This is a genomic window from Specibacter sp. NPDC057265 (assembly GCF_042668835.1).
Taxonomy (GTDB): domain Bacteria; phylum Actinomycetota; class Actinomycetes; order Actinomycetales; family Micrococcaceae; genus Specibacter.
This window is the reverse complement of sequence record NZ_JBHUYE010000010.1, coordinates 101,809-126,795: the sequence shown is the minus strand read 5'-3', so window position 1 is coordinate 126,795 and position 24,987 is coordinate 101,809. Positions and strand designations below refer to the sequence as shown.

At 64.5% G+C, this 24,987-nt stretch carries 21 protein-coding genes; 13 read left to right on the top strand and 8 right to left on the bottom strand.

Going from position 1 to position 24,987, the window contains the following annotated elements; all coding sequences use genetic code 11:
- Positions 1–115: 115 nt before the first annotated feature.
- The gene (locus ACFUCV_RS09515) at positions 116–1,516 is read right to left on the bottom strand and encodes an NAD(P)-binding domain-containing protein (protein ID WP_380814953.1); all 1,401 of its coding nucleotides are present in this window, start codon (positions 1,514–1,516) and stop codon (positions 116–118) included.
- Positions 1,517–2,027: 511 nt separating this feature from the next.
- Here ACFUCV_RS09515 and ACFUCV_RS09510 point away from each other — a divergent pair.
- From ACFUCV_RS09510 to ACFUCV_RS09490, 5 genes are all read left to right on the top strand, one after another.
- Positions 2,028–2,351 (top strand): hypothetical protein, encoded by a 324-nt coding sequence (locus ACFUCV_RS09510; RefSeq protein ID WP_380814951.1) that lies wholly within the window; start codon positions 2,028–2,030, stop codon positions 2,349–2,351.
- A complete protein-coding gene (locus tag ACFUCV_RS09505) occupies positions 2,344–3,816 on the top strand; it encodes a sensor histidine kinase (RefSeq protein ID WP_380814949.1) in 1,473 nt (490 codons plus the stop codon). Before ACFUCV_RS09510 ends, ACFUCV_RS09505 begins: the two co-directional genes overlap by 8 nt.
- Complete coding sequence (locus ACFUCV_RS09500) at positions 3,813–4,475, top strand: response regulator transcription factor (protein WP_380814948.1); 663 nt, start codon at positions 3,813–3,815, stop codon at positions 4,473–4,475. Before ACFUCV_RS09505 ends, ACFUCV_RS09500 begins: the two co-directional genes overlap by 4 nt.
- Before the next feature lie 64 nt (positions 4,476–4,539).
- The gene (locus tag ACFUCV_RS09495; RefSeq protein ID WP_380814946.1) at positions 4,540–5,187 is read left to right on the top strand and encodes a DUF4956 domain-containing protein; all 648 of its coding nucleotides are present in this window, start codon (positions 4,540–4,542) and stop codon (positions 5,185–5,187) included.
- Positions 5,184–6,083 carry a polyphosphate polymerase domain-containing protein gene (locus tag ACFUCV_RS09490; protein ID WP_380814944.1) on the top strand — a complete coding sequence of 300 codons (900 nt, stop codon included), beginning with the start codon at positions 5,184–5,186 and terminating at the stop codon, positions 6,081–6,083. Before ACFUCV_RS09495 ends, ACFUCV_RS09490 begins: the two co-directional genes overlap by 4 nt.
- On the opposite strand, the gene ACFUCV_RS09485 is transcribed toward ACFUCV_RS09490, so the two are convergent.
- Positions 6,067–7,707, bottom strand: coding sequence for an ABC-F family ATP-binding cassette domain-containing protein (locus ACFUCV_RS09485; RefSeq protein ID WP_380814942.1), 1,641 nt, complete (start codon positions 7,705–7,707; stop codon positions 6,067–6,069). The genes ACFUCV_RS09490 and ACFUCV_RS09485 overlap by 17 nt on opposite strands.
- A gap of 197 nt (positions 7,708–7,904) precedes the next feature.
- Positions 7,905–8,558 (bottom strand): GntR family transcriptional regulator, encoded by a 654-nt coding sequence (locus tag ACFUCV_RS09480; protein ID WP_380814940.1) that lies wholly within the window; start codon positions 8,556–8,558, stop codon positions 7,905–7,907.
- 148 nt (positions 8,559–8,706) lie between these two features.
- On the opposite strand from ACFUCV_RS09480, the gene ACFUCV_RS09475 reads away from it, so the two are divergent.
- The 6 genes from ACFUCV_RS09475 to ACFUCV_RS09450 all read left to right on the top strand — a co-directional run bounded on the left by ACFUCV_RS09475 (position 8,707) and on the right by ACFUCV_RS09450 (position 17,709).
- Entirely contained in the window at positions 8,707–9,714 is a 1,008-nt protein-coding gene (locus tag ACFUCV_RS09475) for a 1-aminocyclopropane-1-carboxylate deaminase (RefSeq protein WP_380814938.1), read from the top strand.
- Between the two features lie 262 nt (positions 9,715–9,976).
- Positions 9,977–11,806 carry an ABC transporter ATP-binding protein gene (locus ACFUCV_RS09470; protein WP_380814936.1) on the top strand — a complete coding sequence of 610 codons (1,830 nt, stop codon included), beginning with the start codon at positions 9,977–9,979 and terminating at the stop codon, positions 11,804–11,806.
- Entirely contained in the window at positions 11,806–13,551 is a 1,746-nt protein-coding gene (locus ACFUCV_RS09465) for an ABC transporter ATP-binding protein (protein ID WP_380814933.1), read from the top strand. The genes ACFUCV_RS09470 and ACFUCV_RS09465 overlap by 1 nt, the downstream gene beginning before the upstream one ends.
- 58 nt (positions 13,552–13,609) lie before the next feature.
- Positions 13,610–14,671 (top strand): LLM class flavin-dependent oxidoreductase, encoded by a 1,062-nt coding sequence (locus ACFUCV_RS09460; RefSeq protein WP_380814961.1) that lies wholly within the window; start codon positions 13,610–13,612, stop codon positions 14,669–14,671.
- A gap of 221 nt (positions 14,672–14,892) precedes the next feature.
- Positions 14,893–15,711 (top strand): hypothetical protein, encoded by an 819-nt coding sequence (locus ACFUCV_RS09455; protein WP_380814932.1) that lies wholly within the window; start codon positions 14,893–14,895, stop codon positions 15,709–15,711.
- 324 nt (positions 15,712–16,035) lie between these two features.
- Positions 16,036–17,709 (top strand): ribonuclease J, encoded by a 1,674-nt coding sequence (locus tag ACFUCV_RS09450; protein ID WP_380814930.1) that lies wholly within the window; start codon positions 16,036–16,038, stop codon positions 17,707–17,709.
- Between the two features lie 198 nt (positions 17,710–17,907).
- On the opposite strand, the gene ACFUCV_RS09445 is transcribed toward ACFUCV_RS09450, so the two are convergent.
- The 5 genes from ACFUCV_RS09445 to ACFUCV_RS09425 all read right to left on the bottom strand — a co-directional run bounded on the left by ACFUCV_RS09445 (position 17,908) and on the right by ACFUCV_RS09425 (position 22,495).
- A complete protein-coding gene (locus ACFUCV_RS09445) occupies positions 17,908–18,288 on the bottom strand; it encodes an RNA-binding S4 domain-containing protein (protein WP_380814928.1) in 381 nt (126 codons plus the stop codon).
- Positions 18,289–18,441: 153 nt separating this feature from the next.
- The gene (locus ACFUCV_RS09440; protein WP_380814926.1) at positions 18,442–19,443 is read right to left on the bottom strand and encodes a sugar phosphate isomerase/epimerase family protein; all 1,002 of its coding nucleotides are present in this window, start codon (positions 19,441–19,443) and stop codon (positions 18,442–18,444) included.
- Positions 19,444–19,445: 2 nt separating this feature from the next.
- Positions 19,446–20,639 carry a Gfo/Idh/MocA family protein gene (locus tag ACFUCV_RS09435; protein WP_380814924.1) on the bottom strand — a complete coding sequence of 398 codons (1,194 nt, stop codon included), beginning with the start codon at positions 20,637–20,639 and terminating at the stop codon, positions 19,446–19,448.
- Positions 20,640–20,648: 9 nt separating this feature from the next.
- Positions 20,649–21,755 (bottom strand): Gfo/Idh/MocA family protein, encoded by a 1,107-nt coding sequence (locus tag ACFUCV_RS09430; protein ID WP_380814922.1) that lies wholly within the window; start codon positions 21,753–21,755, stop codon positions 20,649–20,651.
- Between the two features lie 5 nt (positions 21,756–21,760).
- Positions 21,761–22,495, bottom strand: a complete 735-nt coding sequence (locus ACFUCV_RS09425) for a sugar phosphate isomerase/epimerase family protein (protein ID WP_380814920.1) — start codon at positions 22,493–22,495, stop codon at positions 21,761–21,763.
- 165 nt (positions 22,496–22,660) lie between these two features.
- Here ACFUCV_RS09425 and ACFUCV_RS09420 point away from each other — a divergent pair, with 165 nt between their 5' ends.
- Together ACFUCV_RS09420 and ACFUCV_RS09415 are read left to right on the top strand one after the other, a co-directional pair.
- On the top strand, positions 22,661–23,881 hold the full coding sequence (locus tag ACFUCV_RS09420) for an ROK family protein (RefSeq protein ID WP_380814959.1): 1,221 nt from the start codon (positions 22,661–22,663) through the stop codon (positions 23,879–23,881).
- A 4-nt stretch (positions 23,882–23,885) separates the two neighbouring features.
- Positions 23,886–24,950, top strand: a complete 1,065-nt coding sequence (locus tag ACFUCV_RS09415; protein ID WP_380814919.1) for a LacI family DNA-binding transcriptional regulator — start codon at positions 23,886–23,888, stop codon at positions 24,948–24,950.
- The last annotated feature ends 37 nt before the right edge of the window (positions 24,951–24,987 follow it).

Below are 24,987 nucleotides of genomic sequence, written 5' to 3'. Positions count from 1 at the left end.
ACCGAGCACCGCCTCGACAACGGGCTGCGCGTGGTGCTCTCCGAGGACCACCTCACCCCGGTCGCAGCCGTCTGCCTCTGGTACGACGCCGGCACGCGCCTTTTGCATTGCCGGGCTACCTGGCGCTGAGCTCCCGGGTCAGGGTGGTCAGGGACCCGGTGTCCACGTCCTGGGACGGGCCGTTGAGGTAGCGGGCCAGGGAATCATCCATGGCGTTGAGCCAGCGGGTGTGGTGGCGCGTGGCCATGGTGCCCGTGACCACTGAACGGTGCACCATGTCGCGGTAGCCCAGAATGTCGCTCTCCTTGTGGTGCATCCAGTCCTTGAACAGGGCACTGACGGCGTCCAGGTCAAAGGGCGGGTAGTCGGTGGCGTCAATGAGTCCGCGCAGGTAATCGGACTGGAAGTCGGCTTCGGCATTATGGTCCGGCAGGGCGGCCAGGCGTTCGCACCACAGCGCAATGTCAGCTTCGCGTTCCGCCAGCGGGGGCAGCTCAATCTTGCCGGTCATCACGTCCCGGGCAAACCAGGCCTGGGCGTCAAACATGTTGAAGGTGTAGTACTGGTCCTGCGCGCCCAGGTAGAACAAGTTGGTGTTCTGCTGCCACACCACGCCCTTGTACAAGTTCCTGGGGTAGAGCACGTTCTTGGACTTTAAGCTCAGTTCCGCGGGCAGGAACGGATACTTGTGCTGGTATCCGGTGCACAGCACCACGGCGTCAAAGTCACCCTGCGTGCCATCAATGAAGTGCGCGGTGCTGCCGTCAAAGCGGCTGACCAGGGGGCGCTCCAGGGTGTTTTTGGGCCAGTCAAAGCCCATGGGGGAGGTGCGGTAGCTGAACGTCACCGAGGCCGCACCCATCTTGTGCGCCTGCATGCCAATGTCCTCCGCGGAGTAACTGGCACCAATCAGGAGCAGCCGCTTGCCGGCAAAGCGCTCGGCGCCACGGAAATCATGGGCGTGGAGCACTTCACCCGGGAAACCGCCAAGGCCTGCAAACTCCGGGGCATTGGGGAAGGAGAAGTGGCCCGTGGAGACAATGAGCTTGTCAAAGACATGTTCAGTGGTGGTGCCGGTGGCCAGGTCTTCCACGCTCAGCGTGAATTCCTGGCTTTCCTCGTTCCAGCTGGTGTGGCGGGCCACGGTGTTGAACTGCACATACTTGCGCACATCCGACTTCTCCACACGGCCCTTGATGTAGTCAAAGAGCACCTCACGCGGGGGGAAGGAGGAGATGGGGCGGCCAAAGTGCTCGTCGAAGGAGTAGTCGGAAAATTCCAGGCACTCCTTGGGGCCGTTGGACCACAGGTGGCGGTACATGCTGGAGTGCACCGGCTCGCCGTGGACGTCCAGGCCCATGCGCCAGGTGCTGTTCCACTGCCCGCCCCAGTCGTTCTGCTTTTCAAAGCACATGATGTCAGGCATTGGGGTGCCCTTTTGCCGTGCTGATTCAAAGGCCCGCAGGGCGGCCATTCCGCTGGGACCCGCTCCAATGATGCCGACTCGTAATGTCATCCAATTCTCCTGATCCACTGGGTCAGTGGAAATGCCAACGGATTTGTTGATCCAAATCCAGCCCAAAGATACGTCTGCGGCCGTGCGTGGCGGCATTGACGGTGCGCCTCTGCCCGCACGGTGAATGTGGCATGTCCTCGCGGTGTTTAGCCGGAGGCGCCCCGCCGGGACTGGTCATCACAGTCCAGCAAGCTGGAAATTCACAAGGTTGCGGTCTTTTGCGCATTGCGCTGCCGCCCCAACGGATCTTTAGGAGGCGCGCAAGGACCCAGTCACGTTGCCCGCCTATCCTCCATGCGACCATGCGGGGGTATAGAAGTCAAAGCAAGCCCTTGCAATTGCGTTGCTACTGTAGGTAGTTGTCCGCCACCCCGTCTTACTGGTGGCTAAAGTTGGCAAGGTGCCGCGGAGCTAAGGAAGCGAAGAAGCAATGACACCAAAAAACACCGTGCTTCCAGCTCGCAGCGCTCCACGCTTGCCGGTTCGCCGTGGCGTTCAAGCTGTGCACAACGTGTCGTCGTGGCTGCTGGTCATGCTCGCGCTGCTATTGGCCGTGGCGGCCGGACCGCTGCTCTTTATGGAGCATCAGCAAAGATCAGTGCATCTGGAGCTGGGTGAATCCATAGTGGTTTATCCGCTGCCGAAGTCAGCGGCGCAGCCCAAAGAAGAGCGCCGGGATGACAATCCGGCCGGGCAGGAAGCGGGCTGCGTTCCAGCGGCCGGGCCGGTGAACATCCAACAGTGTGCTGGAAAAGCCGCCTATGCGGACACGTGGGGCAGTTACTGGACGGATTTCTCCGGTCCAGGGTGGAGCAAGGAATGGGCCGATGACTAAGGTTGCGCACGGCCCGGTGCAACGGGTCACCAGCGGAACGGCTCTGGGCAGTGCCCGGCTTCGAATTGTGGGCTGGATGTTGTTGCTGCTGGTTTCCGGGTTGGGCGGAACCATTGTGATCAGTGGGCGGCTGCTGCATTTACGCACCTATGAACTCACCACGGACCAGCTCATTCACGCAGCAGAGAACTTCCGCACCTTTGCCAAATCCCCATCGGGGCGGTCGCAGGACACCGTGGAAGATTTGTTTTCGCACTACCTGCAGGGAACTGTATCCAACCGCGCGGAATCGGCATTCAGCATTGTTGACGGGCACCCGGATAGACGCTCGCCGCTGGAGCCACCGGTCCGGCTGGATCTTGATAAGGAATTTGTCCAGCATGCAGCGGATGCGCGCCAACCGTTGCATGGCGTATTGGAAACCCCTGCAGGATCGGTGCACTACGCCGTCATCCCTGTGGAACTGGTAGGCGATCCCAGCCGGGGGGCCTTTGTCCAGATGGTTTACCCCAAAATTGTGGGGGAGCCACTGTTTCAGTCCTTGCGGCTGACGGCACTTGTCGGTGCGGCTGCGCTGGCTGTGGCGGCTGCTGCGAGCTGGGTGCTGGCGGGCCGGGTTTTAGGCCCGGTACGCTTGATCCGCCAGACGGCGGAAGTCATAAGTGAAAGCGACCTGACCCGGCGTATTCCAGTGTCTGGAACTGACGAGATGGCCAGCTTGGCACGCACCTTCAACGGCATGCTGGATAGATTGCAAACAGCATTTGTGATGCAGCGCGAATTCATTGATGATGCCGGCCACGAATTGCGGACGCCGTTGACAGTGGTGCGCGGTCATTTGGACCTCTTCGCCAAGGATCCCCAGCGCCACGCAGCGTCCTTGCCCTTGATCAAAAATGAGGTCTCCCGAATGGACAGAATTGTCCATGACTTAATCCTGCTGGCCAAAGCCGGGCAGCCAGACTTCATCCGCGTGGCCCCGACCAATCTGGCGGATTTAACCATTAATGTCCTTGCCAAGGCTCGGATGCTCGGTGAGCGGCGTTGGAGCATTGACGCGCTGGCCGAAGGTGTTGTGCAGGTGGATGAGGAGCGCCTGACCCAGGCCCTGATGCAACTGGCTGCCAACGCCGTGAACCATACCCACAAGGATGACTGCATTGCCGTGGGCTCCGTGGTGACAAACACTGAATTACGCCTGTGGGTCCGGGACACGGGTGCCGGGGTGCGCCCCGAGGACGCCGAGCGGATCTTTGACAGGTTCCGCCGCGGGGAAACCGTCAGGCGCGGGGACGGTGCAGGATTGGGACTGGCCATTGTGAGCTCCATTGCCAAAGGCCATGGAGGGAAGGCAACGCTGACAAGCACCCCCGGAACGGGGGCACGCTTCACCCTGGTCATGCCCCTGCGCGATGCCACGGAGGGAGCGGCCGGTGCGGAAAAAGCCGGGGGTGGCCAAGCATGAGACGTATCCTGATTGCCGAAGATGAGACTGGAATTGCCACCTTTGTGGAGGCTGGTTTGACGGAGGCCGGATTTGAGACCAAGATCGCCACTGACGGCCTGCAGGCATACCGGCTGGCGGAAACGGAATCATTTGATCTGCTGATCCTCGATATTGGTCTGCCGGTTATGGATGGTTTGGCCGTGTTGCGGCAGTTGCGGAACGACGGCGTCCACCTGCCCGTGATCATTCTTTCCGCCAGGGACAGCGTGCAGGACAAAGTGGCAGGACTTTCCAGCGGGGCCGATGACTACCTGGCCAAACCCTTCGCGCTGGAAGAGCTTGTGGCACGGGTCCACTCCCGGCTGCGCCCGGCATACCCGGTGGAAAGTGAAGTTTTGGTGGCAGGGGACCTGGTCCTCGACGGCGGAACGCAACGGGCGCGCCTGCATGGCCGGGAAGTTGCCCTCAGCGCCCGGGAATTTGCACTGGCCCAGGAATTTGTCCGTCATGCCGGGCAGGTCCTGTCAAGAGATCAGTTGTTGGCGAACGTGTGGGGTTTTGACTTTGATCCCGGATCCAATGTGGTGGGGGTGTATGTGCAATATTTACGAACCAAGTTGGGCGAGCACAGGATTGAAACCATCCGCGGACTGGGCTACAGGTTTGCCGAACCCTGACATTCTTATCTTCCCCTTATTTAGCCACGCCACCATGGTGCAAGGACAATAAGGAGAACAACACATGAATTTTTGGATTGCGCTGGCAGCCGACGTAGTGGCGATCACCGTGCTGGTATATGCAGTTTATTTCCCACGGCACTTCCGTAAAGACCTGGCCTTGGCTTATGTCTCACTGAATGTGGGCATTCTTGCCGTCACCATGCTGCTCGCGGACAGTGGGGCCGGCGTGGGTCTGGGCATGGGCTTGTTCGGCATCCTCTCCATCATTCGCCTGCGTTCAGATACCTTGACGCAGGAAGAAGTGGCCTACTATTTCATGGCACTGGCGATCGGCTTGGTCAATGGTTTGCATCCCGATCCGGCATGGCTGGCCCCAGCGCTGTCCTTCGGATTGGTGGCCATGATGTTCCTGGCCGATAATCGGCGCTTTTCCTCCCGGACACAGCGCCAGCAAATCACCTTGGACATGGCACATTGCCGCCAGGATTCCCTGGAGGCAGCGCTCTCGGAACTGCTCGACGCCGACATCATGCGCACAGTCGTGCTGGAACTGGACACCGTCCGGGATCTGACGGTGGTGGACGTGCGTTTCCGCACCCGCAAAACCTCAGCCAATAACATCCCCGGCATGGTAAATGGTTTGGAGCGGGAGCTGTTGGGTCAGGGACAGCGCTTCGCCAGCCCGAGCCGGACCCAGGCCGACACATGAGTTCGGGACTGCTGGAGGGGGCACAGCCGGACAACAATGAAGTTGCCCGGGAACAGTCATTGCCCGCGGCATTGCCGGTTCAGAGCTGGGCGCCTCTTGGCGGCCGTGCCCGCGGCGCACTTCATGATCTGGCCGGTGCCATGGCACCGATCACCCTTACTGAAGTGATGAGTGCTGCAGCCCTGCAAACCCGCGTGGACAAGAAGTTTCTGCTGTCCCCGGAGCAGATGGTTGAACTGGTCAGCCGACTCGGCGCCAGCTACCGGGTGTTGGAAATTGACCAAAAACGTATCTTTGGATACGAGTCCGTGTACTTCGACACCCCGGACCTGGCCCAGTTCCGGGCCCACCGCCAGGGCCGCCGCCGTCGTTACAAGGCGCGGACCCGGCTCTACGTTGACAGCAACGAATGCATGTTTGAAGCGAAGCTCAAAAGCAATCGGGGCGAAACGGTCAAGTACCGCTGGCCCCACTCGGTGGACGATCGTGGCATCATGACCCGCGACGCCCATAGTTTCCTGGCTGGATTGCTGGAAGCGAACTACGCCGTGGAAACACCAATACTGGAACCGGTGCTGCAGACGGATTATTCGCGCTGCACCTTTGTGGATCCAGTCCATCAGGAGAGGCTCACCTGCGATATCGATCTGGTGTGCAAAAACCAGCAGTTCAGCATTGACGGCCCGGACATGATTATTGTGGAAACCAAGTCTGCCACCGGCCGGGGCACCGCAGATCAAGCCTTGTTGAAGATGGGGGTTCGTCCTCTGAGCATGAGCAAGTACTGTTTGGGCATTGCCATGCTGAACCCGGAACTGGCCGCCAACAAGTGGTCGCGGCTGCTGACCCGGCACTTTGGCTGGCAGCGCGCATCCGCTCTTACCGGCCAGATGTGAGCTCTCCGTGCTGCACGGCCCAGCGCGTGTCCAGCTGCACATTCTCCAGCAGGCGGCGGTCGTGGGTGACCAGCAGCAGCGTTCCCTCATAGCTTTCCAACGCCTCTTCGAGCTGCTCAATGGCCTGCAGGTCCAGGTGGTTGGTGGGCTCATCCAGCACCAGCACATTGACGCCGCGGGCCTGCAGCAGCGCCAAGGATGCGCGCGTCCGTTCGCCGGGTGACAGCGCGCCCACGGGGCTGGTCACTTGATCGGCCTTCAAGCCAAACTTGGCCAGCAGGGTGCGCACTTCGCCCTGGTTCATTTCCGGGACCAGTTCCTCGAAGGTGTCACCCAGCGGGACCTGTTCCGGAAATTGGCTGCGGGCCTGGTCCACCTCGCCAATGGCCACATTGGCTCCCAGGGAGGCGGTGCCCTGATCCGGGGCGACGCGTCCCAGCAGCAGCTTCAGCAGGGTGGACTTGCCGGCGCCGTTGGGGCCTGTAATGCCGATCCGCTCGCCGGCATTGACCTGCACGGACACCGGGCCCAGTGTGAAACCACCTTGGCGCACCACCGCCGCATTCAACGTGGAGACCACAGTGCTGGAACGCGGTGCGGCGCCAATGGTGAACTGCAGCGCCCACTCCTTGCGCGGCTCCTCCACCTCGTCCAGCCGGGCAATGCGCGATTCCATTTGGCGCACCTTCTGCGCCTGTTTCTCGGAGGATTCCGCACTGGCCTTGCGGCGGATCTTGTCATTGTCGGGGTTCTTTTTCATGGCGTTGCGCACGCCCTGGGAGCTCCATTCGCGCTGCGTCCGTGCACGCCCCACCAAATCAGCCTTCTTGCCGGCAAATTCGTCGTAGGCCTCACGGGCGTGGCGGCGGGCAATGGCGCGTTCCTCCAGGAAGGAATCATAGCCGCCGTCGTACACAGCCACCTTGTTCTGCGCCAGATCCAACTCCACCACCGAGGTGATGGTGCGGGCCAGGAATTCGCGGTCGTGGGAGACCAGCACCACCCCGCCCCGCAGACCCTTCACGAATTCCTCGAGCCGGGCCAGTCCGGCCAAATCCAAATCGTTGGTGGGTTCGTCCAACAGCACGACGTCGAAGCGGCTCAGCAACAGCGCCGCCAGCGCCACGCGGGCGGCCTGCCCCCCGGAGAGCCCCGTCATGGGCGCCTCGGGGGAAAGGTTCAGGCCCAGCTCGGCCAGCGTCACCGGGATGCGCTCCTCCAGGTCCGCGGCGCCGCAGGCCAACCAGTGGTCCAGGGCGTTGGCGTACCTGTCATCGGCTGCGGAATCACCTGTGCCCAGGGCCTCGGCGGAGGATTCCATGGCCCCGGTGGCGGCAGTGCAGCCGGTGCGGCGGCCAATGTAGGCGGCAATGGATTCCCCCGAAACACGTTCGTGTTCCTGCGGCAGCCAGCCCACAAACGCATCCTGCGGGGTGGTGCTGACGGAGCCGCCCTGCGGGGTGGCCGCGCCGGCCAGCAGGCTCAGCAGGGTGGACTTGCCCGCGCCATTGGCGCCCACCACGCCAATCACATCACCGGGGGCCACCGTGAAGGAAAGCTTGCTGAACAGGGTGCGGTGGGCGTGGCCTCCGGAGAGGTCCTTCGCCACAAGTGTTGCGCTCATCCCTCCATCTTAAGTTGCCCGGAGGTGGTTGCCCGCCGGTCCCGGGCGCAGGCGCCCTTTTGCCGAGCTGACGGCCGGCGTTGAGGGACGCCGCCATCCAACCCGACCCGTTGGCAACAAGCTGGACAACTGGAAAGCCACCGTCCGGCCCGCCCGGATCCACCAGGAAGCAGTTCCGGTCATGCGGTGCTGCCGCCTCAGCCTTGTGCCGCTGCCCCCAGGGACAACCAGTTCGCCCGGCTCGCCAGCGCGGCCCCATCCGCGTCCCCCGCCGCCGCCAGTTGGATGATCCGCGCATGCGCCAGGACCGAATGCTGCGCCGCCTGCGAGCTGAAACGTTGGCGTTCCACCCGCCGCAGCAGAGGCATGGCCTGTTCCAGTACCAAAGGAACCATGTCATTGCCGCAGGCGCCGAGCAGAATCGCGTGGAAACCGTCGTCGGCGGCCAGGGCGGCGTCGGCGTCGTTGCTGTCAAGGGCTTTGGCGAAGCGGGCATTGGCGTCAGTCATGTCCGCCAGCTCGGCAGGTCCCAGCAGCGGCACGGCGAGCCTTGCCGCCAGTTCATGCATGGCGGCGACCACCTGCTGGGCGCTGATGGTCGATTCCGCAGTCAGCGGAGCCACCATGGTGGCCCTGCCCGGCTGCGAAAGGATCAGCCCCGCCCGCTCCAGGCGCAGCAGGGCCTCACGGATCGGCGTCCGGCTCACCCCAAGCCAGGCCTGAAGTTCCGGATCACGCAGGCGCTCGCCGGGGGCAAAAGTGCCATCAACAATGGCGTCGCGGATGGATTCGTAGACTTCATCGCGCAGCAGGGACCGCTTGTGGATTCCAGCGGCTGGGGGAGTGGGCATGCACCATAGGATATCTCGCCTCCGGCTGCGCCGCGCCAAAAACCCTTGACAGCCGCTGCCTAGAGGTATCCAATATATTGCACACTGCTTTGACCTTGCAGCGGCGGATCGGCCGGTCTCCGCTGCACCCCGAGCCGACAAGGACGCCATGGCCCTCTCAGATTTTGAACGCTACCCGCTGACCTTCGGGCCCAGTCCCGTCCACGAACTGCCACGTTTAAGCGCGCACCTGGGCGGGGCAAGGATTTGGGCCAAGCGCGAGGACGTCAACAGCGGCCTGGCCTTCGGCGGCAACAAGATGCGCAAACTGGAATACATTGTCCCGGACGCCATTGCCCAGGGCGCGGACACCCTGGTTTCCATAGGCGGCTACCAGTCCAACCACACCCGCCAGGTGGCTGCCGTCGCTGCAAAGCTGGGCATGAAGGCGCGCCTGGTGCAGGAAAACTGGGTCGACTGGCCGGACCCGCTCAGCGACCGCGTTGGCAACATCCAGCTCTCGCGCATCATGGGCGCCCACGTCAGCCTCGATTCGGCGGGTTTTGACATTGGCATCCGCAGCAGCTGGGAGGATGCCATCAAGGAAGTGGAGACTGCCGGCGGCAAGCCGTACCCCATCCCGGCCGGTGCGTCCGAGCACCACCTCGGTGGCCTGGGCTTTGCCAATTGGGCCTATGAGGTGCAAAGGCAGGAAGCTGAGTTGGGTGTCTTCTTTGACACGATCATTGTCTGCACCGTGACCGGCTCCACGCACGCAGGCATGATTGCCGGGTTCGCCGGCCAGGACCGCCCCCGCCGCGTCATTGGCATCGACGCCTCCGCCACCATTGAAAAGACGCGCGCGCAGGTGGCGCGGATTGCCCGCCACACCGCCAAACTCATTGGCCTGGGCCGTGAGCTCCGCGACGAGGAAATCACCGTCCTGCAGGGCTGGGCCGGCGAGCGCTACGGCATCCCGGTGGAGTCGACCATGGAGGCCATCCACCTTTCCGGCTCCCTTGAAGGCATGATCATTGACCCCGTCTATGAGGGGAAGTCCATGGCGGGCCTCATCGGCCTGATCCGGCGCGGGGACATCCCTGCCACGAGCAACGTGCTCTACGCGCACCTCGGCGGCCAGCCCGCCCTCAACGCCTACAGCGGGCTGTTCCGCTAAGCGCTGCCACTGCGTCCTCCCGGCCAGGCCGGACGGACCGGGACAGAACAGGCCGGACCAGGGCCGGGACGGCAGCTTTTTTGTGGACACGACGGCGGCGCCCCGGGCCAGGCGTTGTTCAGGGGTGCGGCGTGGGCTAGGGTGAATCCCTGTGTGATGGACAACGCAGCCCCCCAGCCCGCGCAGATCGCCCCGCCTCGCGGCGGAGGGCTTGATCGCGCCAAGTCCGCCTGCCACTCACGAATCACTTTAGAAGGCCGTTGTGCGCTCGTTTCCCTACCAGACCGCCGGAAAACCGGACCTCCGATCCCCAGGAAGGTACCTGCTGTGGCTGGCCGGCGCACAGCGCGGAACGCTGCTGGTGGCCATCCTGTACGGCGCCGTTTGGACGCTGTGCCAGGCGTTCACCCCCTTCATCCTGGGGAAGGCCATTGACCAGGGCATCCTGCCGGGTGATTTTGGCAGGCTTGCCTTCTGGGTGGGCCTGCTGGTGGCGTTGACCCTGGTCCAGTCGGTGTCCGCCACGCTGCGCCACCGCGCCTCCGTGAGCAACTGGTTGCAGGCCGCCTACCGCTCCGCCCAGACCGTGGGCCACAAGGTCACCCGCAGCGGTGATGCCCTGCCGCGGAAATTTTCCACCGGCGAGGTGGTCTCCACCACCGCATCGGACGCCATGCGCATTGGGGAGATCTTTGACGTCGCCGCCCGCCTGGCCGGGTCCCTGGCAGGCTATCTGCTGGTGACGTTCCTGGTGTTCCAGACGTCCTGGCAGCTGGGCCTGGTGGTGCTGGTGGGCGTCCCGGTCTGCGGGGCCATGCTCTTGTTCGTCATCCGTCCGCTGCAGCGCCGCCAGAAGGAACAGCGCGAGGCCGCCGGTAAAATGACGGCTCTGGGCGCGGACACCGTGGCCGGACTGCGGGTGCTGCGCGGCATTGGCGGGGAACACATCTTCGTGGACAGGTACCGGGAGCGTTCGCGGGAAACCCAGCTCGCCGGCAACAAGGTGGCCTACTCGCTGGCGGATCTGGACGCCGTCCAGGTCCTGGTGGTGGGCGCCTTCAGCGTGGCCTTCACCTGGATCGGTGCACTGCAGGCCGTCTCGGGGCAGATCGAGGCAGGCCAGCTCGTGGCGCTTTACGGCTACGCGGTCTTCCTGGTTTCGCCCATCCGCACCGCGGCCGACGCCGTCTCACGTTTCATCCGCGCCCACGTGGGTGCCAGCCGCATCATTGACGTGCTGGCCACCCCGTCCGCCGTGCACGACGCCGACACCACCGTCGCCGCGCCAGCCGCCCCCAGTGCACTGCTTGATGTGGACTCGAACGTGGTGGTGGCCCCGGGCGGACTGAGCGCCATTGTTTCCGGGGATCCGGACGAGTCCGCGGGGCTGGCCCGGAGGCTGGGCCGCTTCGAGGACGCCGTGCTGCGCGAGGCCCAGGTGCATTGGGGCGGGCAGGCCCTGCACATGATGCCGCTGCGGGAGGTGCGCGCACGCATTGTGGTTTCCGATGCCGAGCCCCAGCTGTTCACGGGCACCCTGCGGGAGGGGCTGGATCCGGCCGGGCGGCACAGCGACCAGAAGATCATGGAGGCCATTGCCGTGGCCAGCGCCAGTGACGTCCTGGACGGACTTGAGCATGGCCTCGATGGCGAGGTGACGGAAAAGGGGCGTGGCTTTTCCGGCGGCCAACGCCAGCGCCTCACCTTGGCCCGTGCCGTGCTGACGGAGGCCGAGGTGCTGGTGCTCGTTGAGCCCACCAGCGCCGTGGACGCCCATACCGAGGCCAAGATCGCCGACGCCCTGCGCCGCACCCGCGGCACGCAGGGCAACACCACCGTGGTGGTCACCGCCAGCCCCCTGCTGCTTGGCGCCATGGACACGGTGGTCTTTTTGAAGGACGGGAAACTGCACTCCCAGGGCACGCACCGGCAGCTGCTGGACACCGTTCCCGACTACCGGGCGGTGGTGGTCCGCGGTGAAGGCATGGACGGCCACGGCACGGATGCGGATGGAACCGCCGAGGACGCCGCCCTAAGCGTGGACGCCGCGCCCGGCGTCGGGCATGCCAACACCAATGGAGGGGAAAAATAATGGCCGGAACCATGCTGCCCGTGGCGGATTCCGCCCAGGTCAAGGCTGAAGGGCTGCGGCTGCTGCGCATGCACCGGCGGCCGCTGACCGCTGTGGTGGGCCTGTACGTGGTGGCAGCTGTGGCGGGACTGGCAGGACCGTTCCTGGTGGGCCGGCTGGTGGACGAAGTCAGCGCGGGGACCACTGCGGCATTCGTGGCGTGGGTGGCGGCGGCCCTGGCCGGCTTCGTGGCGGTCCAGACCGTGGTGTCCAGGTTGGCACGCCGCAGGGGCATGGTGCTGGGGGAGAAGGTGTTTGCCTTACTCCGCGAGGAGTTCATGGAGCAGGTCACCTCGCTGCCGTTGTCCACCGTGGAAAATGCCGGCACCGGTGACCTCGTCTCACGCACCACCAATGACGTTGACTCCGTCTCCCACACGGTCCGCTTTGGGGTGCCGCAGGTTTTGGTGTCGGTGGCCACTATTGCACTGACCGCCACAGCGGCCCTGCTGACGAGCCCGCTCGTGGCGCTGGCGTTGTTTGTGGGTGTGCCGTTGCTCGTGCCCATCACGCGCTGGTACCTCAAGCGGGCCACGCCGGGCTATCTGGCCGAGCGGGAAAGCTACGCCGGCCTCAACGGTGCCATCACCGAGACCATTGAGGGTGCCCGCACGGTTGACGCGCTCAGCCTGGGCGCGCACCGGCGCGGACGGATCGACGCTGCCCTGAAGAATTGCTTTGAGAAGGAAAAGTACACGCTGCGCCTGCGCACGGTGCTGTTCCCCGCGGCCGAGTTCTCCTTCTGGCTGCCCGTGGCTGCAGTTTTGCTCTGGGGCGGCTGGCTCGCCTCGCAGGGAGCCGTCACCACGGGCATGGTGGCCACTGTGGCGCTGTATGCCATGGCGCTCATTGACCCCGTGGACACCTTGATCATGTGGATTGACGAGATCCAGGTGGGGGCTTCCTCCCTGGCGAGGATTGTGGGCATCCGCAACGTCGGAGCTGACCGCACTGCCACCGATGCCGTCCCGGCGGGTGAGGAAATTTTGGTGGACCAGGCCCGCTATGCCTACCGCGAGGGCCACGACGTGCTGCACGGGATCGATCTGGAGCTGGTGCCGGGGGAGCGGTTGGCCATGGTGGGACCGTCCGGTGCGGGCAAGTCCACGCTGGGCCGCCTGCTCGCGGGGATCCACGGCCCCACGGCGGGATCCGTCACGGTGGGCGGTGTGCCCCTGGTGGACCGGCCCCTGGATGAACTGCGCGGCGAGGTGGCCCTGGTGACCCAGGAACACCACGTGTTTGTGGGAACGCTGGCCGACAATGTCCGCCTGGGCAAGGCCGACGCAAGTGACGGCGAAATTGAAAAGGCGCTGGCCGACGTCGGCTCCCTTGCCTGGGTGCGCGCACTCCCGGAAGGGCTCGCCACCGAGGTGGGTTCCGGTGCGCACACGCTCACCCCCGCCCAGGCGCAGGAGCTGGCGCTGGCCCGGCTGGTGCTGGCGGATCCGCACACGCTCGTGCTGGATGAGGCCACTTCGCTGATCGACCCGCAGGCCGCCCGCGACCTTGAATTCTCACTCAGCGCGGTGCTGAAGGGGCGGACGGTGGTGGCAATTGCGCACCGGCTGCACACCGCGCACGACGCCGACCGGGTGGCGGTTGTGGAGGCAGGCCGGATCTCCGAGCTGGGCAGCCACGACGAGCTCGTCGCCAAGAACGGCTCCTACGCAGCCCTGTGGCATTCCTGGCGCCAGGACGCCTAAGCCTGCGGTGCATGCGTGTGCATGGAATAGGGCGTCAAGGGTGGCAGTTGTGCAGGGCATGGAGACTGAATTTAAAAAGCGCATTGGATTCCTGTCCTTTGGCCATTACGGGGCCGGGCGGGGCTCGCACACCAACTCCGCCGCCGATGCCCTGCATCAGGGCGTGGATCTGGCGGTCGCGGCGGAGGAACTGGGCATTGACGGGGCATTTTTCCGGGTCCACCACTTTGCCCGGCAACAGGCCGCACCCTTTCCCCTGCTCGCCGCGATTGCCGCCCGGACGCGCCGGATTGAATTGGGTACCGGCGTGATTGACATGCGCTATGAAAACCCCCTCTACATGGCCGAACAGGCGGCGGCCACGGATCTGCTCAGCAGTGGGCGGCTGCAGCTGGGCGTGAGCCGTGGTTCACCCGAACCGGCAGCCAACGGGGCAGCCGATTTTGGCCATTTCCCCCTGGAAGGCGAAAGCTACGCCGACATGGCCCGGCGGCACACGGCCAGCTTCCGGCATGCCATTTCCGGCGCCGGGGTTGCTGAACCGGCACCGCACGTTTCCATGGGTGGGGAACGGCTGCTGGCCATTGAACCGCAGTCGCCGGGATTGGCGCAGCGGATTTGGTGGGGCGCCGGCTCCCGCGCCACCGCCGTGTGGGCGGCCCGGCAGGGCATGAACCTGATGAGCTCAACCCTGCTCACCGAGGACACCGGCGTGCCCTTCGATGAGCTGCAGGCCGAGCAGATCCAGCTGTTCCGTGACGAGTGGGCGCAGGCCGGGCACGGTTTCACACCGCGGGTCTCGGTCAGCCGGAGCATCATTCCCGTGGTCGACGAGGTGGACAGGATGTACTTTGGCCTGCGTGCCCAGGCGGAGAACAAGGACCAGGTGGGCGTCATTGACGGACTGCTGTCGCGCTTTGGCAAGAGCTACCTGGGCGACCCCGCGGACATTGCCCGGGACCTCGCCGCCGACGCCGCGGTGCAGGCCGCCGACACCCTCATGCTCACGGTGCCCAACCAGCTGGGCGTGGCCTACAACACCAAAATGCTGGCCACCATTGCCGCGCACATTGCACCGGCGATCGGCTGGGAGCCGAATACTGAGGGGCCGGTCGAATGAGAAGCCGTATGACGAAGCCCGTTTCCGCTCGTTGGGGGTGAAACACGTGCAAAGCGAACCCAACCCACGGGCGGGAGTTGGGTCTGTGCCCCGCAATCCGACTCTGGAAGTGGTTTTGACACTGTAGGGTTGCCCATGATGTCCCTCTTTGCTGAGGTGCAGCCCACTCCTGCAGTGCGATCGAGAGGAAACGCGCCGGGCATCCGCGCGCGGGCAAGCCTATGCGAACAACGAAGATCAAACCATTGATTGTGCTCGGAACTGTTGCGCTCCTGGCCCTCACGGGCTGCGCAAGCGGCTCCGATGAGCCCACCGGCAACGGCGCACCCGCCGGCGCTGAGCCGCAGGCCAGGCTGTTCGAGTTCCAGACATCCACATACGGTTCAGACAACGGCGAACTCGCGATTCGGATCCCGGCTGAGTTGTCGGATGCCACCGGCGCTGCCGACGAGCTGCTGGTGACCGAGGTCCAAGCTACGGCCCGTGAACTCAGTGGCGCGAAGTACTGTGCGGTCGACCTCGCGGTGAGCTACGCAGGCGACGCGCCTGACGTGCTCACGGAGCCGTCCATGACCAAAGCCGAATGGCAGGAGTCGGCCGAGGAGGCCTTCCTCGCCGCCGCCGGCGCTGAAATCAAGACGATGGAGCAGGCTGAGCAAACGATCGCTCTGGGCGACGTGGAAGGGGCGCGGCTTCAAGAACTGAAAGAGGGGTTCCTCGACAAGAGTTACGAGCCCACACCCGGGTGGTCCCTTCTGAGCGAAGCGCGCCCCGCCGCTGAGCTTGACTCTTCCGCTCCCAAGCACGGAGTCTATTTCTCCGACGATTACAAGACCCTGACGTTCGTCGAGAACTGTGCCGTGTCCCCGGTGGACGATGGAGACGCAACGTTCCGGTTCCCGAAGCTCGACCAGAAGGGCAAGGTCGTGACCCTTGCCGAGGTCGAGCTATCCGTCATGAAGTCGGGCACAATCACTGTCACCAGCGCCAATGTGCCAGGGTTCACCCAGGACACGGACGGCAACTGGATCGCAAAGTAGCAACCGGGCCTTGAGCGGACGGGCGGCTCCGAATCGTTCCGCGCCGGTTTGTTTGAGTTGCCAGCCCCCGACTCGAAGAGGTCTGCCGCGGTGGCGCCGGCCACCGCCTGAGCCTCAGCGCAGCGGACCCCAAGTGCCCTGCATCGTGCCTTCCCCGCACGACGCAGGGCACTTGGCTTTAGTCCTACAATCACGGTGGTAAAATTGGCACAGCAACCCCCAAAACTTTTAGCGATACCGGCTCAACACCGAGCCGAAGCATCGCACAAGATGGCAGCGGACAGCCGCAGCCAGCCGCCAACCAAACCCTAGAGTCGGGAACCCATGAGAAGAACTGCCCACCAGACCCCGCCCGCCCTTGCCGAAGGTGCCATGCGCATTGTGGCCCTTGGTGGCCTGGGCGAAATTGGCCGCAACATGACAGTTTTTGAGTACGCCGGAAAGCTGCTCATCGTTGACTGCGGTGTGCTTTTCCCCGAAGAGCAGCACCCGGGCGTGGATGTCATCATCCCCGACTTCTCCTACCTGAAGAACCGTTGGCAGGACGTGGTGGGCCTGGTGCTCACCCACGGCCACGAGGACCACATTGGTGGTGTCCCGTACCTGCTCAAGCACCGTGCGGACATCCCCGTGATCTCCGCGAAGCTGACCTTGGCCTTCTTGAAGACCAAGCTTGAAGAGCACCGCATCAAGGGCAAAATGATCCAGGTCAAGGAAGGCGACCGGCGCAAGTTCGGCCCCTTCGACGTGGAATTCCTCGCCGTAAACCACTCCATCCCGGACGGACTGGCAGTTGCCATCCGCACCCCCGCCGGCCTGGTGCTGGAAACCGGTGACTTTAAGATGGACCAGTTCCCGCTGGACAAGCGCATCACCGACCTTGCCGGCTTTGCCCGCCTGGGCGAGGAGGGCGTGGATTTGTTCCTGCCCGACTCCACCAACGCCGAGGTTCCCGGCTTCCTGGCCGCTGAAGCTGACTTGATTCCGGCCATTGACGGCGTCATGCGCACCGCCCCGCGCCGCGTGGTGGTTTCCAGCTTCGCCAGCCACGTGCACCGCATCCAGCAGATCATTGACTCGGCGCACAAGTACAACCGCAAGATCGCCTTTGTGGGCCGCTCCATGGTGCGCAACATGACCACCGCCCGCGAACTGGGCTACTTGAAGATTCCCCGCGGCATGCTGGTGGAGGCCAAGGAACTGGAAAAGATGGCTCCTGAAAAGGCCGTGCTGATCTGCACCGGTTCGCAGGGTGAACCCATGGCCGCACTGGCCCGCATGGCCAGCGGCGACCACCAGATCAACTTGACCGAGGGCGACACCGTTCTGCTGGCCAGCTCGCTGGTGCCCGGCAATGAGACCTCCATTTACCGTCTCATCAACGACCTCACCAAGCAGGGCGCCAATGTCATCCACAAGGGCAACGCCAAGGTGCACGTCTCCGGCCACGCCAGTGCCGGTGAGCTGGTGTACTGCTACAACCTGGTGCGTCCCAAGAATGTCATGCCGGTCCATGGTGAATACCGCCACCTGAAGGCCAACGCCGAACTGGCCATCCGCACCGGCGTGGACCCGAAGAACGCGTTCATTTTGGATGATGGCACCGCCATTGACCTCAAGGACGGCGTGGTCAAGGTCAGCGGCAGCGTTCCGGCCGCCTACGTCTACGTGGAAAACATGGTGGCAGGCGCAGCCACGGAGGAGTCCCTGCAGGACCGCCTCCGCCTGGCCGAAGACGGTGCCGTCACGGTGCTGTTGATTGTCAACCCGGACACCGGCAAAATTGAAGAGGATCCGGAATTCTTCTCCGTGGGCTTCAACTTGACGGACAAAGACATTGAAAAGGCCACCGGGATCGTGGAAAAGGCGATCTTGAGCCTGCGTGGCGAGAAGACCGGGCAGCGTGCCGAGAAGGCCGTTGCCGACGCCCTGCTGCGCTGGTCCGACCGCTCCCTGCGCCGCAAGCCCGTCTACACCGTCATCATCGTCGAGGCTTAGGCCTTCACCACTTGATGGCCCTGCGGGCTTGATGCAAAAGCGCCATCGTACGTTTCGGGGGGAACGTGCGGCGGCGCTTCGCGTTTAAGCGGGTGCGCGGGCATGGGCCGGGTGCGCGGGAATGACGCATCGCAGCATCCAGCAGCATCCCCAACGCCAGCACCGGCGCCGGAGCGCGTGCGGCCACCTACTGGCGTGCTACTCGCCCCGGAGCCTGTCCATGTCCCGGCGGTCCTTTTTGGTGGGCCGGCCCGTGCCGCGGTCACGCTGCGGCAGACCCAGCGCCGGCAGCACGGGGCGCGGGGGAGTGTGGTCGGTGAAGCAGTGGGCCGCTGCCTCCGCGCCCACGCGCTTGTTAATGAGCCGGCGGACTTCGAGGATGCGGTCATAGCCGGGTTGCCGCACCTTGACCGTGTCTCCGGGAACCACCGTTTGCGATGCCTTGGCGTTGACGTCATTGAGCTTCACGTGGCCGGCGCGGCAGGCGGCGGTGGCCTGCGAACGCGTCTTGTAGGCGCGGATGGACCACAGCCAGGCGTCGATGCGCACCGATGCCGGTGCAGTTTTGGGGATGCTCATGGTGCATCCACTCTAACGCCGCGTCGAGGCAGATGCAGCCCCGCCGCGTCCGACGCAGCGCTGCGTCTGTTTCAACGGCGCTGCATCGGACTCGGCGGCAACGGGGGCAGCGGTTGCAACGGCGGCAGCAACGGCGGCAACGGCGGCAGGGTCTTAGGCCTGGTTGCTGAACGCGGCGTCGAAGGACACGGCGGAGGGCGCAAAGTCGAACTTCTTCAAGGCTGCCAGAGCCTCCGGGGCACCTTCCAGCCTGTCCATGCCGGCGTCCTCCCACTCAATGGAGATCGGGCCTTCATAGCCAATGGCCGTCAGGGCGCGGAAGGATGCTTCCCAGGGCACATCGCCCCGGCCTGCGGAGACAAAGTCCCAGCCGCGGCGTGGATCGCCCCAGGGCAGATGCGAACCCATCACGGTGTTCCGGCCGGTAAAACGCAGCTTCGTGTCCTTGCAGTCCACATGGTAGATGCGGTCCTTGAAGTCCCAGATGAAGGAAACCGGGTCAATGCCCTGCCACATGAAGTGTGACGGGTCCCAGTTCAAGCCGAAGGCCGGCCGGTGGCCAATGGCCTCCAGGGTGCGCACGGTGGTCCAGTAGTCGTAGGCAATTTCGGAGGGGTGGACTTCATGGGCAAAACGCACCCCGCACTCGTCAAAAACGTCCAAAATAGGATTCCAGCGGTCGGCGAAGTCCTGATAGCCGGCCTCGATCATGGCGGCGGGAACCGGGGGGAACATGGCCACATACTGCCAAATGGAGGACCCCGTGAAGCCCACCACCGTCTTGACGCCCAGCGCCTGGGCCAGCCTGGCCGTCAGCTTCATTTCCTCAGCCGCGCGCTGGCGCACGCCTTCGGGTTCACCGTCACCCCAGACCCTGGAACCCACTATGGCTTCGTGGCGGAAGTCAATGGGATCGTCACACACGGCCTGGCCCTTGAGGTGGTTGGAAATGGCCCACACCTTCAGGCCGTAACGCTCCAGCACGGCCAGCTTCCCAGCAACATAGCCGGGCTCATCCCAGCGCCACGGATCCAAATGGTCTCCCGAGCAGGCGATTTCCAGCCCGTCATACCCCCAATCGGCGGCCAGGCGGGCCACCTCCTCAAAGGGCAGATCGGCCCACTGGCCGGTAAACAAGGTGTACGAACGGGCCATGATCAGTCCTTTGGGGTGGAGATGGATTCGCGGATGGGGGCGGAAAGGGGCACCGCGACGGTTTTGCCTGCCGCCGCCGCCGATGCTTCCACAGCGGCCAGGACATGCTGGACGGCAAGTCCTTCCTCAAAGGAGGGGGAGGGGTCCGTGCCGTCGGCAATGTTGTGTAGAAAATCGTGGATCTGGTGGGTGAAGCTGTGCTCCCAGCCAATCACATGGCCCTGCGGCCACCAACCGGCAATGTAGGGGTGTTCGGGCTCGGTGACCAGGATCCGCCGGAAACCCTGCACCTGGATGGGGTCGTGGGCATTGAGGAAGTGCAGTTCATTGGGGTTTTCCAAATTGAACGTCAGGGCCCCGTCGGTGCCGTAAACCTCAATCCGCAGCGCATTTTTTTGCCCCAGAGCCACGCGGGACACGTCAACAGAGGCCACGGCCCCCCCTGCCATGGACAAGGTGGCCCAGGCGGCGTCATCGACGCTGACCTGTTCAAGCCCGTTTGGACCCTGCCGTTCAGTGGTGAAGGTATGCAATTTTCCGCTGACCTCGGTGACGGCATCGCCGAGCAGGTGCTGCACCTGGTCAATGGCATGGGAGGCAATGTCTCCCAGGGCTCCGGAGCCCGCTGTTTCCTTTCGCAGCCGCCACGTCATGGGTTCCTGCGCGTCGGCCAGCCAATCCTGCAGGTAGGAGGCGCGCACCTGCCGGACCGTGCCCAGCTCCCCGGCCGCAATGAGCTGGCGGGCCAGGGTGAGGGCAGGTATGCGCCGGTAGTTGAACCCCACCATGGAGCGGACGCCGGCCAGCCTGGCCGACCGCGCCGCGGCGACCATCAGTTCCGCCTCCGCCAGGGAATTCGCCAGGGGTTTTTCCACCAGCACGTGCTTTCCTGCCGCCAGGGCGGCCGTGGCGATTTCCGCGTGAAGCCACCCGGGCGCGCAGATATCCACAATGTCAATGTCATCGCGGGCAATGACCTGCCGCCAGTCGGTGGCTGATTCGCTCCAACCGTACTTGGTGGCGGCTGCGGCCACGGCCGCCGCGTCCCGGCCCACCAGCACCTTTTGTTCAAAGGCGGGCACGTCAAAATGGGTGGCCACCGTGCGCCAGGCATGGGAATGGGCCTGTCCCATGAAGGCGTAGCCAATGGCAGCCACCCCCAGGGGTCTGGAGCCGGTGAATGCGGGGGAGGTCATGGCATGGTCCTAAAGGGTTGCGTGCGTGGGTGCCCAGTCAGCCGGGACGGGCAGCGATGCGGGGGCTGTGCTGGTGAGGGGGACAAACTCTGCGCTGTCCACTGATTCGGAGATGGCCACCATGGCCTCCAGAACATGGAAGGCCAGCTCGCCGGTGGCGCGGTGCGGTACGCCTGCACGGATGGCACGGGCCATGTCCAGCACACCCAGGCCGCGGCCGTGGTCGGGGCCCTCGGCGGGGATGGTGGTCCACTCGGAATCACCGCGCCTGCACACTTTGACATCGCCGTCGAAGTTGTTGGGATCCGGCAGCGAGATGGTGCCCTCGGTGCCGGTGATTTCAACAAATCCCACCCGGGCCTTGGGGGATTCAAAGCTGAAGACGCTGTGCGCGGAAGCTCCGGAGGCAAACTGCACCATGGCGCTGACATGGGTGGGCACCTCGACGTCGAACACCTCACCGGCCTTGGGGCCGGAACCGACGGTGCGGGTGGGGAAGGCAGTGCTGCCAATGGCCGCCACCTTGCTGATGGAGCCAAAGGTCTGCACCAGCGTGGTGAGGTAGTACGGGGCCATGTCGAAAAGCGGGCCGGCGCCCTTTTGGAACAAGAAGGCCGGGTTGGGGTGCCACGACTCCGGGCCGGGGGATTGGAACATGGTCAGCGCGGTCAGGGGCGTGCCGATCCCGCCGTCGTCAATGAAGCGGCGGGCGGTCTGCAGCCCGGCGCCCAAAATGGTGTCCGGGGCGCAACCGAGCCGCACGCCTGCGGCCTTCGCTTCCTTCAGCAGGCCCAGGCCGCTCTCGCGGTCCAGGGAAAAGGGCTTTTCCGTCCACACGTGCTTGCCGGCGCGGACGGCGGCCGTGGCCACCTCCACGTGGGCGGCGGGGATGGTCAGGTTGACAATGATCTCCACCTCGGGGTGGTTCAAGGCAAGTTCCACGCCGCCGGAGAGTTCAATGCCGTATTCGGCTGCGCGGGCTGCTGCCGCTTCCTCAAAGAGGTCGGCGATGACCAGCACCTTCACATCCGGGAACCGGGTCAGGTTGTCCAGGTACTGCTTGCTGATGTTTCCGGCGCCAATGAAGGCGACGCCGACGGGTCCGCTCCTGCTCATGGGAATCAGGCCTTTCCGCGGTTCAAAAAGGCGAGGCTTTCTGCAATGCCGTCAAAGATGTCTTTGGCGTAGTCGTCAAACTCCACCACGCCCACTTCCAGGGACTTGGCGGCCTCAATGACGTCCCAAATGGGGACCAGGCCCTGGCCGGCCGGCAGCTGCGCCAGGTTGTCCCGTGTCAGGGGGCCATCCTTGATGTGCAGGAACTTCACGCGGTCGCCCAGCTGCGCCAAGACCTCGGTGACATTGGCGCCGCCAACACCCACCCAATAGCTGTCCACTTCCAGCACCAGCTCGGGATCCAACAGGGTTTCCAGGTATTCCAGGGCAGTGGTGCCGTTGATTTTCGACTCCAGCTCCCAGGCGTGGTTATGGTAGCCCACCCGAATGCCGTATTCGGCGCCCTTTTGGGCGGCGGCATTGAGTTCGGCGGCAATTGTTTGCACATCTTCTGCGCTTTGCCAGCGTTCGGCGCCAATGAAGGGCTCGATGACCGTGGTGATGCCGAGCTTGTTCGCGGCAGTGAAAATTTCATCCTGGTCGGCGCTGAGCAGGGGGGCATGGCCGGATGGAGCCGTGATGCCGTGTTCGGCGAAGGCCGCTGCGAGACGGTCGGCAGTTGCCACAAAGTTGTAAGGTTCCACCATGGAAAAGCCCAGTTCGGCCACGCGTGCAATGGTGCCGGGAAGGTCCCTCTCCAAAGGCACCCGGACCGTATAGAGCTGCAGGGAATACGACATTGTTAACTCCTCGGGGGCGTGAATGGTGTTCAGGATTCAACCTAGGGCAACTTTTGTCGATGCGCAAGCAAAAGGTGGCGGTGAGGGGCGGATACTTTGGATTGTGACAGATGGAAGGGGGTGTGTTATTTATTGGAGATGCCCAAGTCACCAGCTCCGCCCCGCATGTTGAGCAGTCCCGGCGCCACCGCGGCCACGTCCCCCTTGGCATCCCTGGGCTACTCGCGCGCCGGTGACGTGTTTCAAATCCTGCGCGACGGACAGGCCCGGACCCGGGCGGAGCTGGCCGAGATCACCGGCCTGGCCCGCTCCACCGTGGCCGCGCGCATTGAATCCCTCAGTGCCGTGGGCTTGATCGGGCCCGCGGGCGAGGGAATCTCCTCCGGGGGGCGGCCGCCGTCGCGCTTTGCCTTCCACCCGTCCTCCCGGGTGATTCTGGCCGTGGACATTGGCGCCACCCATGCCTTGATTGCATTGACGGACCTCAGCGGGCGCGTGCTCAGTGAAGTCCGGGACGGCATTGATGTTGCCGATGGTCCCACAGTGGTGCTCGATGCCGTGCTGCGGCTGTGCGCCGATGTTTTTGCCCGGGCCGGCCGCCATGAACGCGAGCTGGTGGGGATTGGCATTGGCCTGCCCGGCCCCGTGGAACACTTGACCGGCAGGCCGGCCAGCCCCCCCATCATGCCCGGTTGGGACGGTTTTGACGTCCCGGAGTATGTGCAGCGCCGTTTTCCCACGGAAGTGCTGGTGGACAATGACGTGAACATCATGGCCCTGGGCGAGCGCGCGAACTTTTGGTCCGATGCCCAGGATCTGCTCTTCATCAAGGTGGCCACGGGCATTGGCGCCGGCATCATCAGCGGCGGCCTGCTGCAGCGCGGGGCGGACGGCACCGCCGGGGACATTGGCCACGTGCGGGTTCCGCGCGGCGGGGATGTGTTGTGCCGCTGCGGAAACCATGGCTGCCTGGAAGCCATGGCCTCCGGCCCTGCCGTGGCCGCCGCGCTTCAGGCCAACGGGGTTCCCGCCAGCACGGGCGAGGACGTCCTGGAGCTGGCCCGGCGCGGGAACATGGCAGCCATCCAGGCCATGCGGCAGGCGGGCCGGGACTTGGGTGACGTGCTGGCCGCCTCCGTGAATCTGCTCAACCCCTCCATCATTGTCATTGGCGGGGGGCTCTCCTCCGCCGGTGAATACCTGATGGCCGGCGTGCGTGAAATTGTGTACCAGCGCTCCCTGCCGCTTGCCACGGCCGGATTGCGGATTGTCCAGTCCATGGCGGGCGACCGTGCCGGCGTGCTGGGTGCCGGGCGCATGGTGGTGGACCACATTCTGGCTCCGGCCTCGGTGGAGCGGCTGGTCCTCTCCCATTCCCAGGGCTAAGGCCATGGCCTCCGCCTCGGCCGGCAAGGTGACCATCAGTGACCTGGCCCGCAGGCTCGGCATGTCCAAGGCCTCTGTCTCCTATGCCCTCAATGGCCAGCCGGGCGTCAGCGAATCCACCCGGGCCCGGGTGCTGGCCCTGGCCGGCGAGCTGGGCTGGTATCCCAGCTCCAGTGCCCGGGCGCTGTCCCATTCCCGCAGTGACACCGTGGGCATCGTCCTGTACCGCGACCCGGCGCAAATTGGGGTGGAAACCTTTTACATGAGCATCCTGGCCGGCATTGAGGGGGTCTTTGGCGTCCATGGCATGAACTTGATGCTGCGGATGGTGGACCCACGCACCGACAGCATAGAACGCACGCGCGAGCTTGCCGTGTACGAACGCTGGGCGGGGGAGAGGCGCGTTGACGGCATGATCATCTTCGATCACGTTCACCAGGATCCGCGCCCGCCGCTGCTGCAGAAGTTCCGGATGCCCCATGTGCGGCTGGGGGCCGGGGTGGAAGTGGGCCCGGCGGCGAACAATTCCAACCTTACGGTCTCCCAGGATGACGACACCGCCACGATTGTGCAGGCCCTGCATGCCCGCGGGCATCGCCGGATCGCCTTTGTTTCCGGACCGTTGGAGCTGCTGCATGAGCAGGCCAAATCCGCTGGCATCACCGCCCACGCCGCCCGCCTGGGCATGAGCGTGGTGCTGTGTCCTTCGGATTATTCCGCGCACGACGGCGGGACGGCCACCATTGCGGTTTTGGCCGGGCTCAAACCCCGCACCCCCGACTTTCCCACGGCCGTCATTTACGGCAATGACCTCATGGCCGTTGGCGGTCTGCAGGCATTGCAGGAGTTGGGGCTTGCGGTTCCGCGGCAGGTCTCGGTGGTCAGCTGGGACGACTCCATGTTGTGCACCCTGGTCTCGCCCGCGGTGGCGGCGCTGGCCCGCAATGTGGGCGAGATGGGACGCAACAGCGCCCAAATGCTGCTGGAGCTGATGGCCGGCCACGAGGCCAGGAATCTGCAATCGGCAGCCGGCGTGCTCCAGCTGCGCGGGTCCCTCGGCAGTGCCTGACCCGGCGCGGCCCGAGGGGAAAATCAATAACGGATCA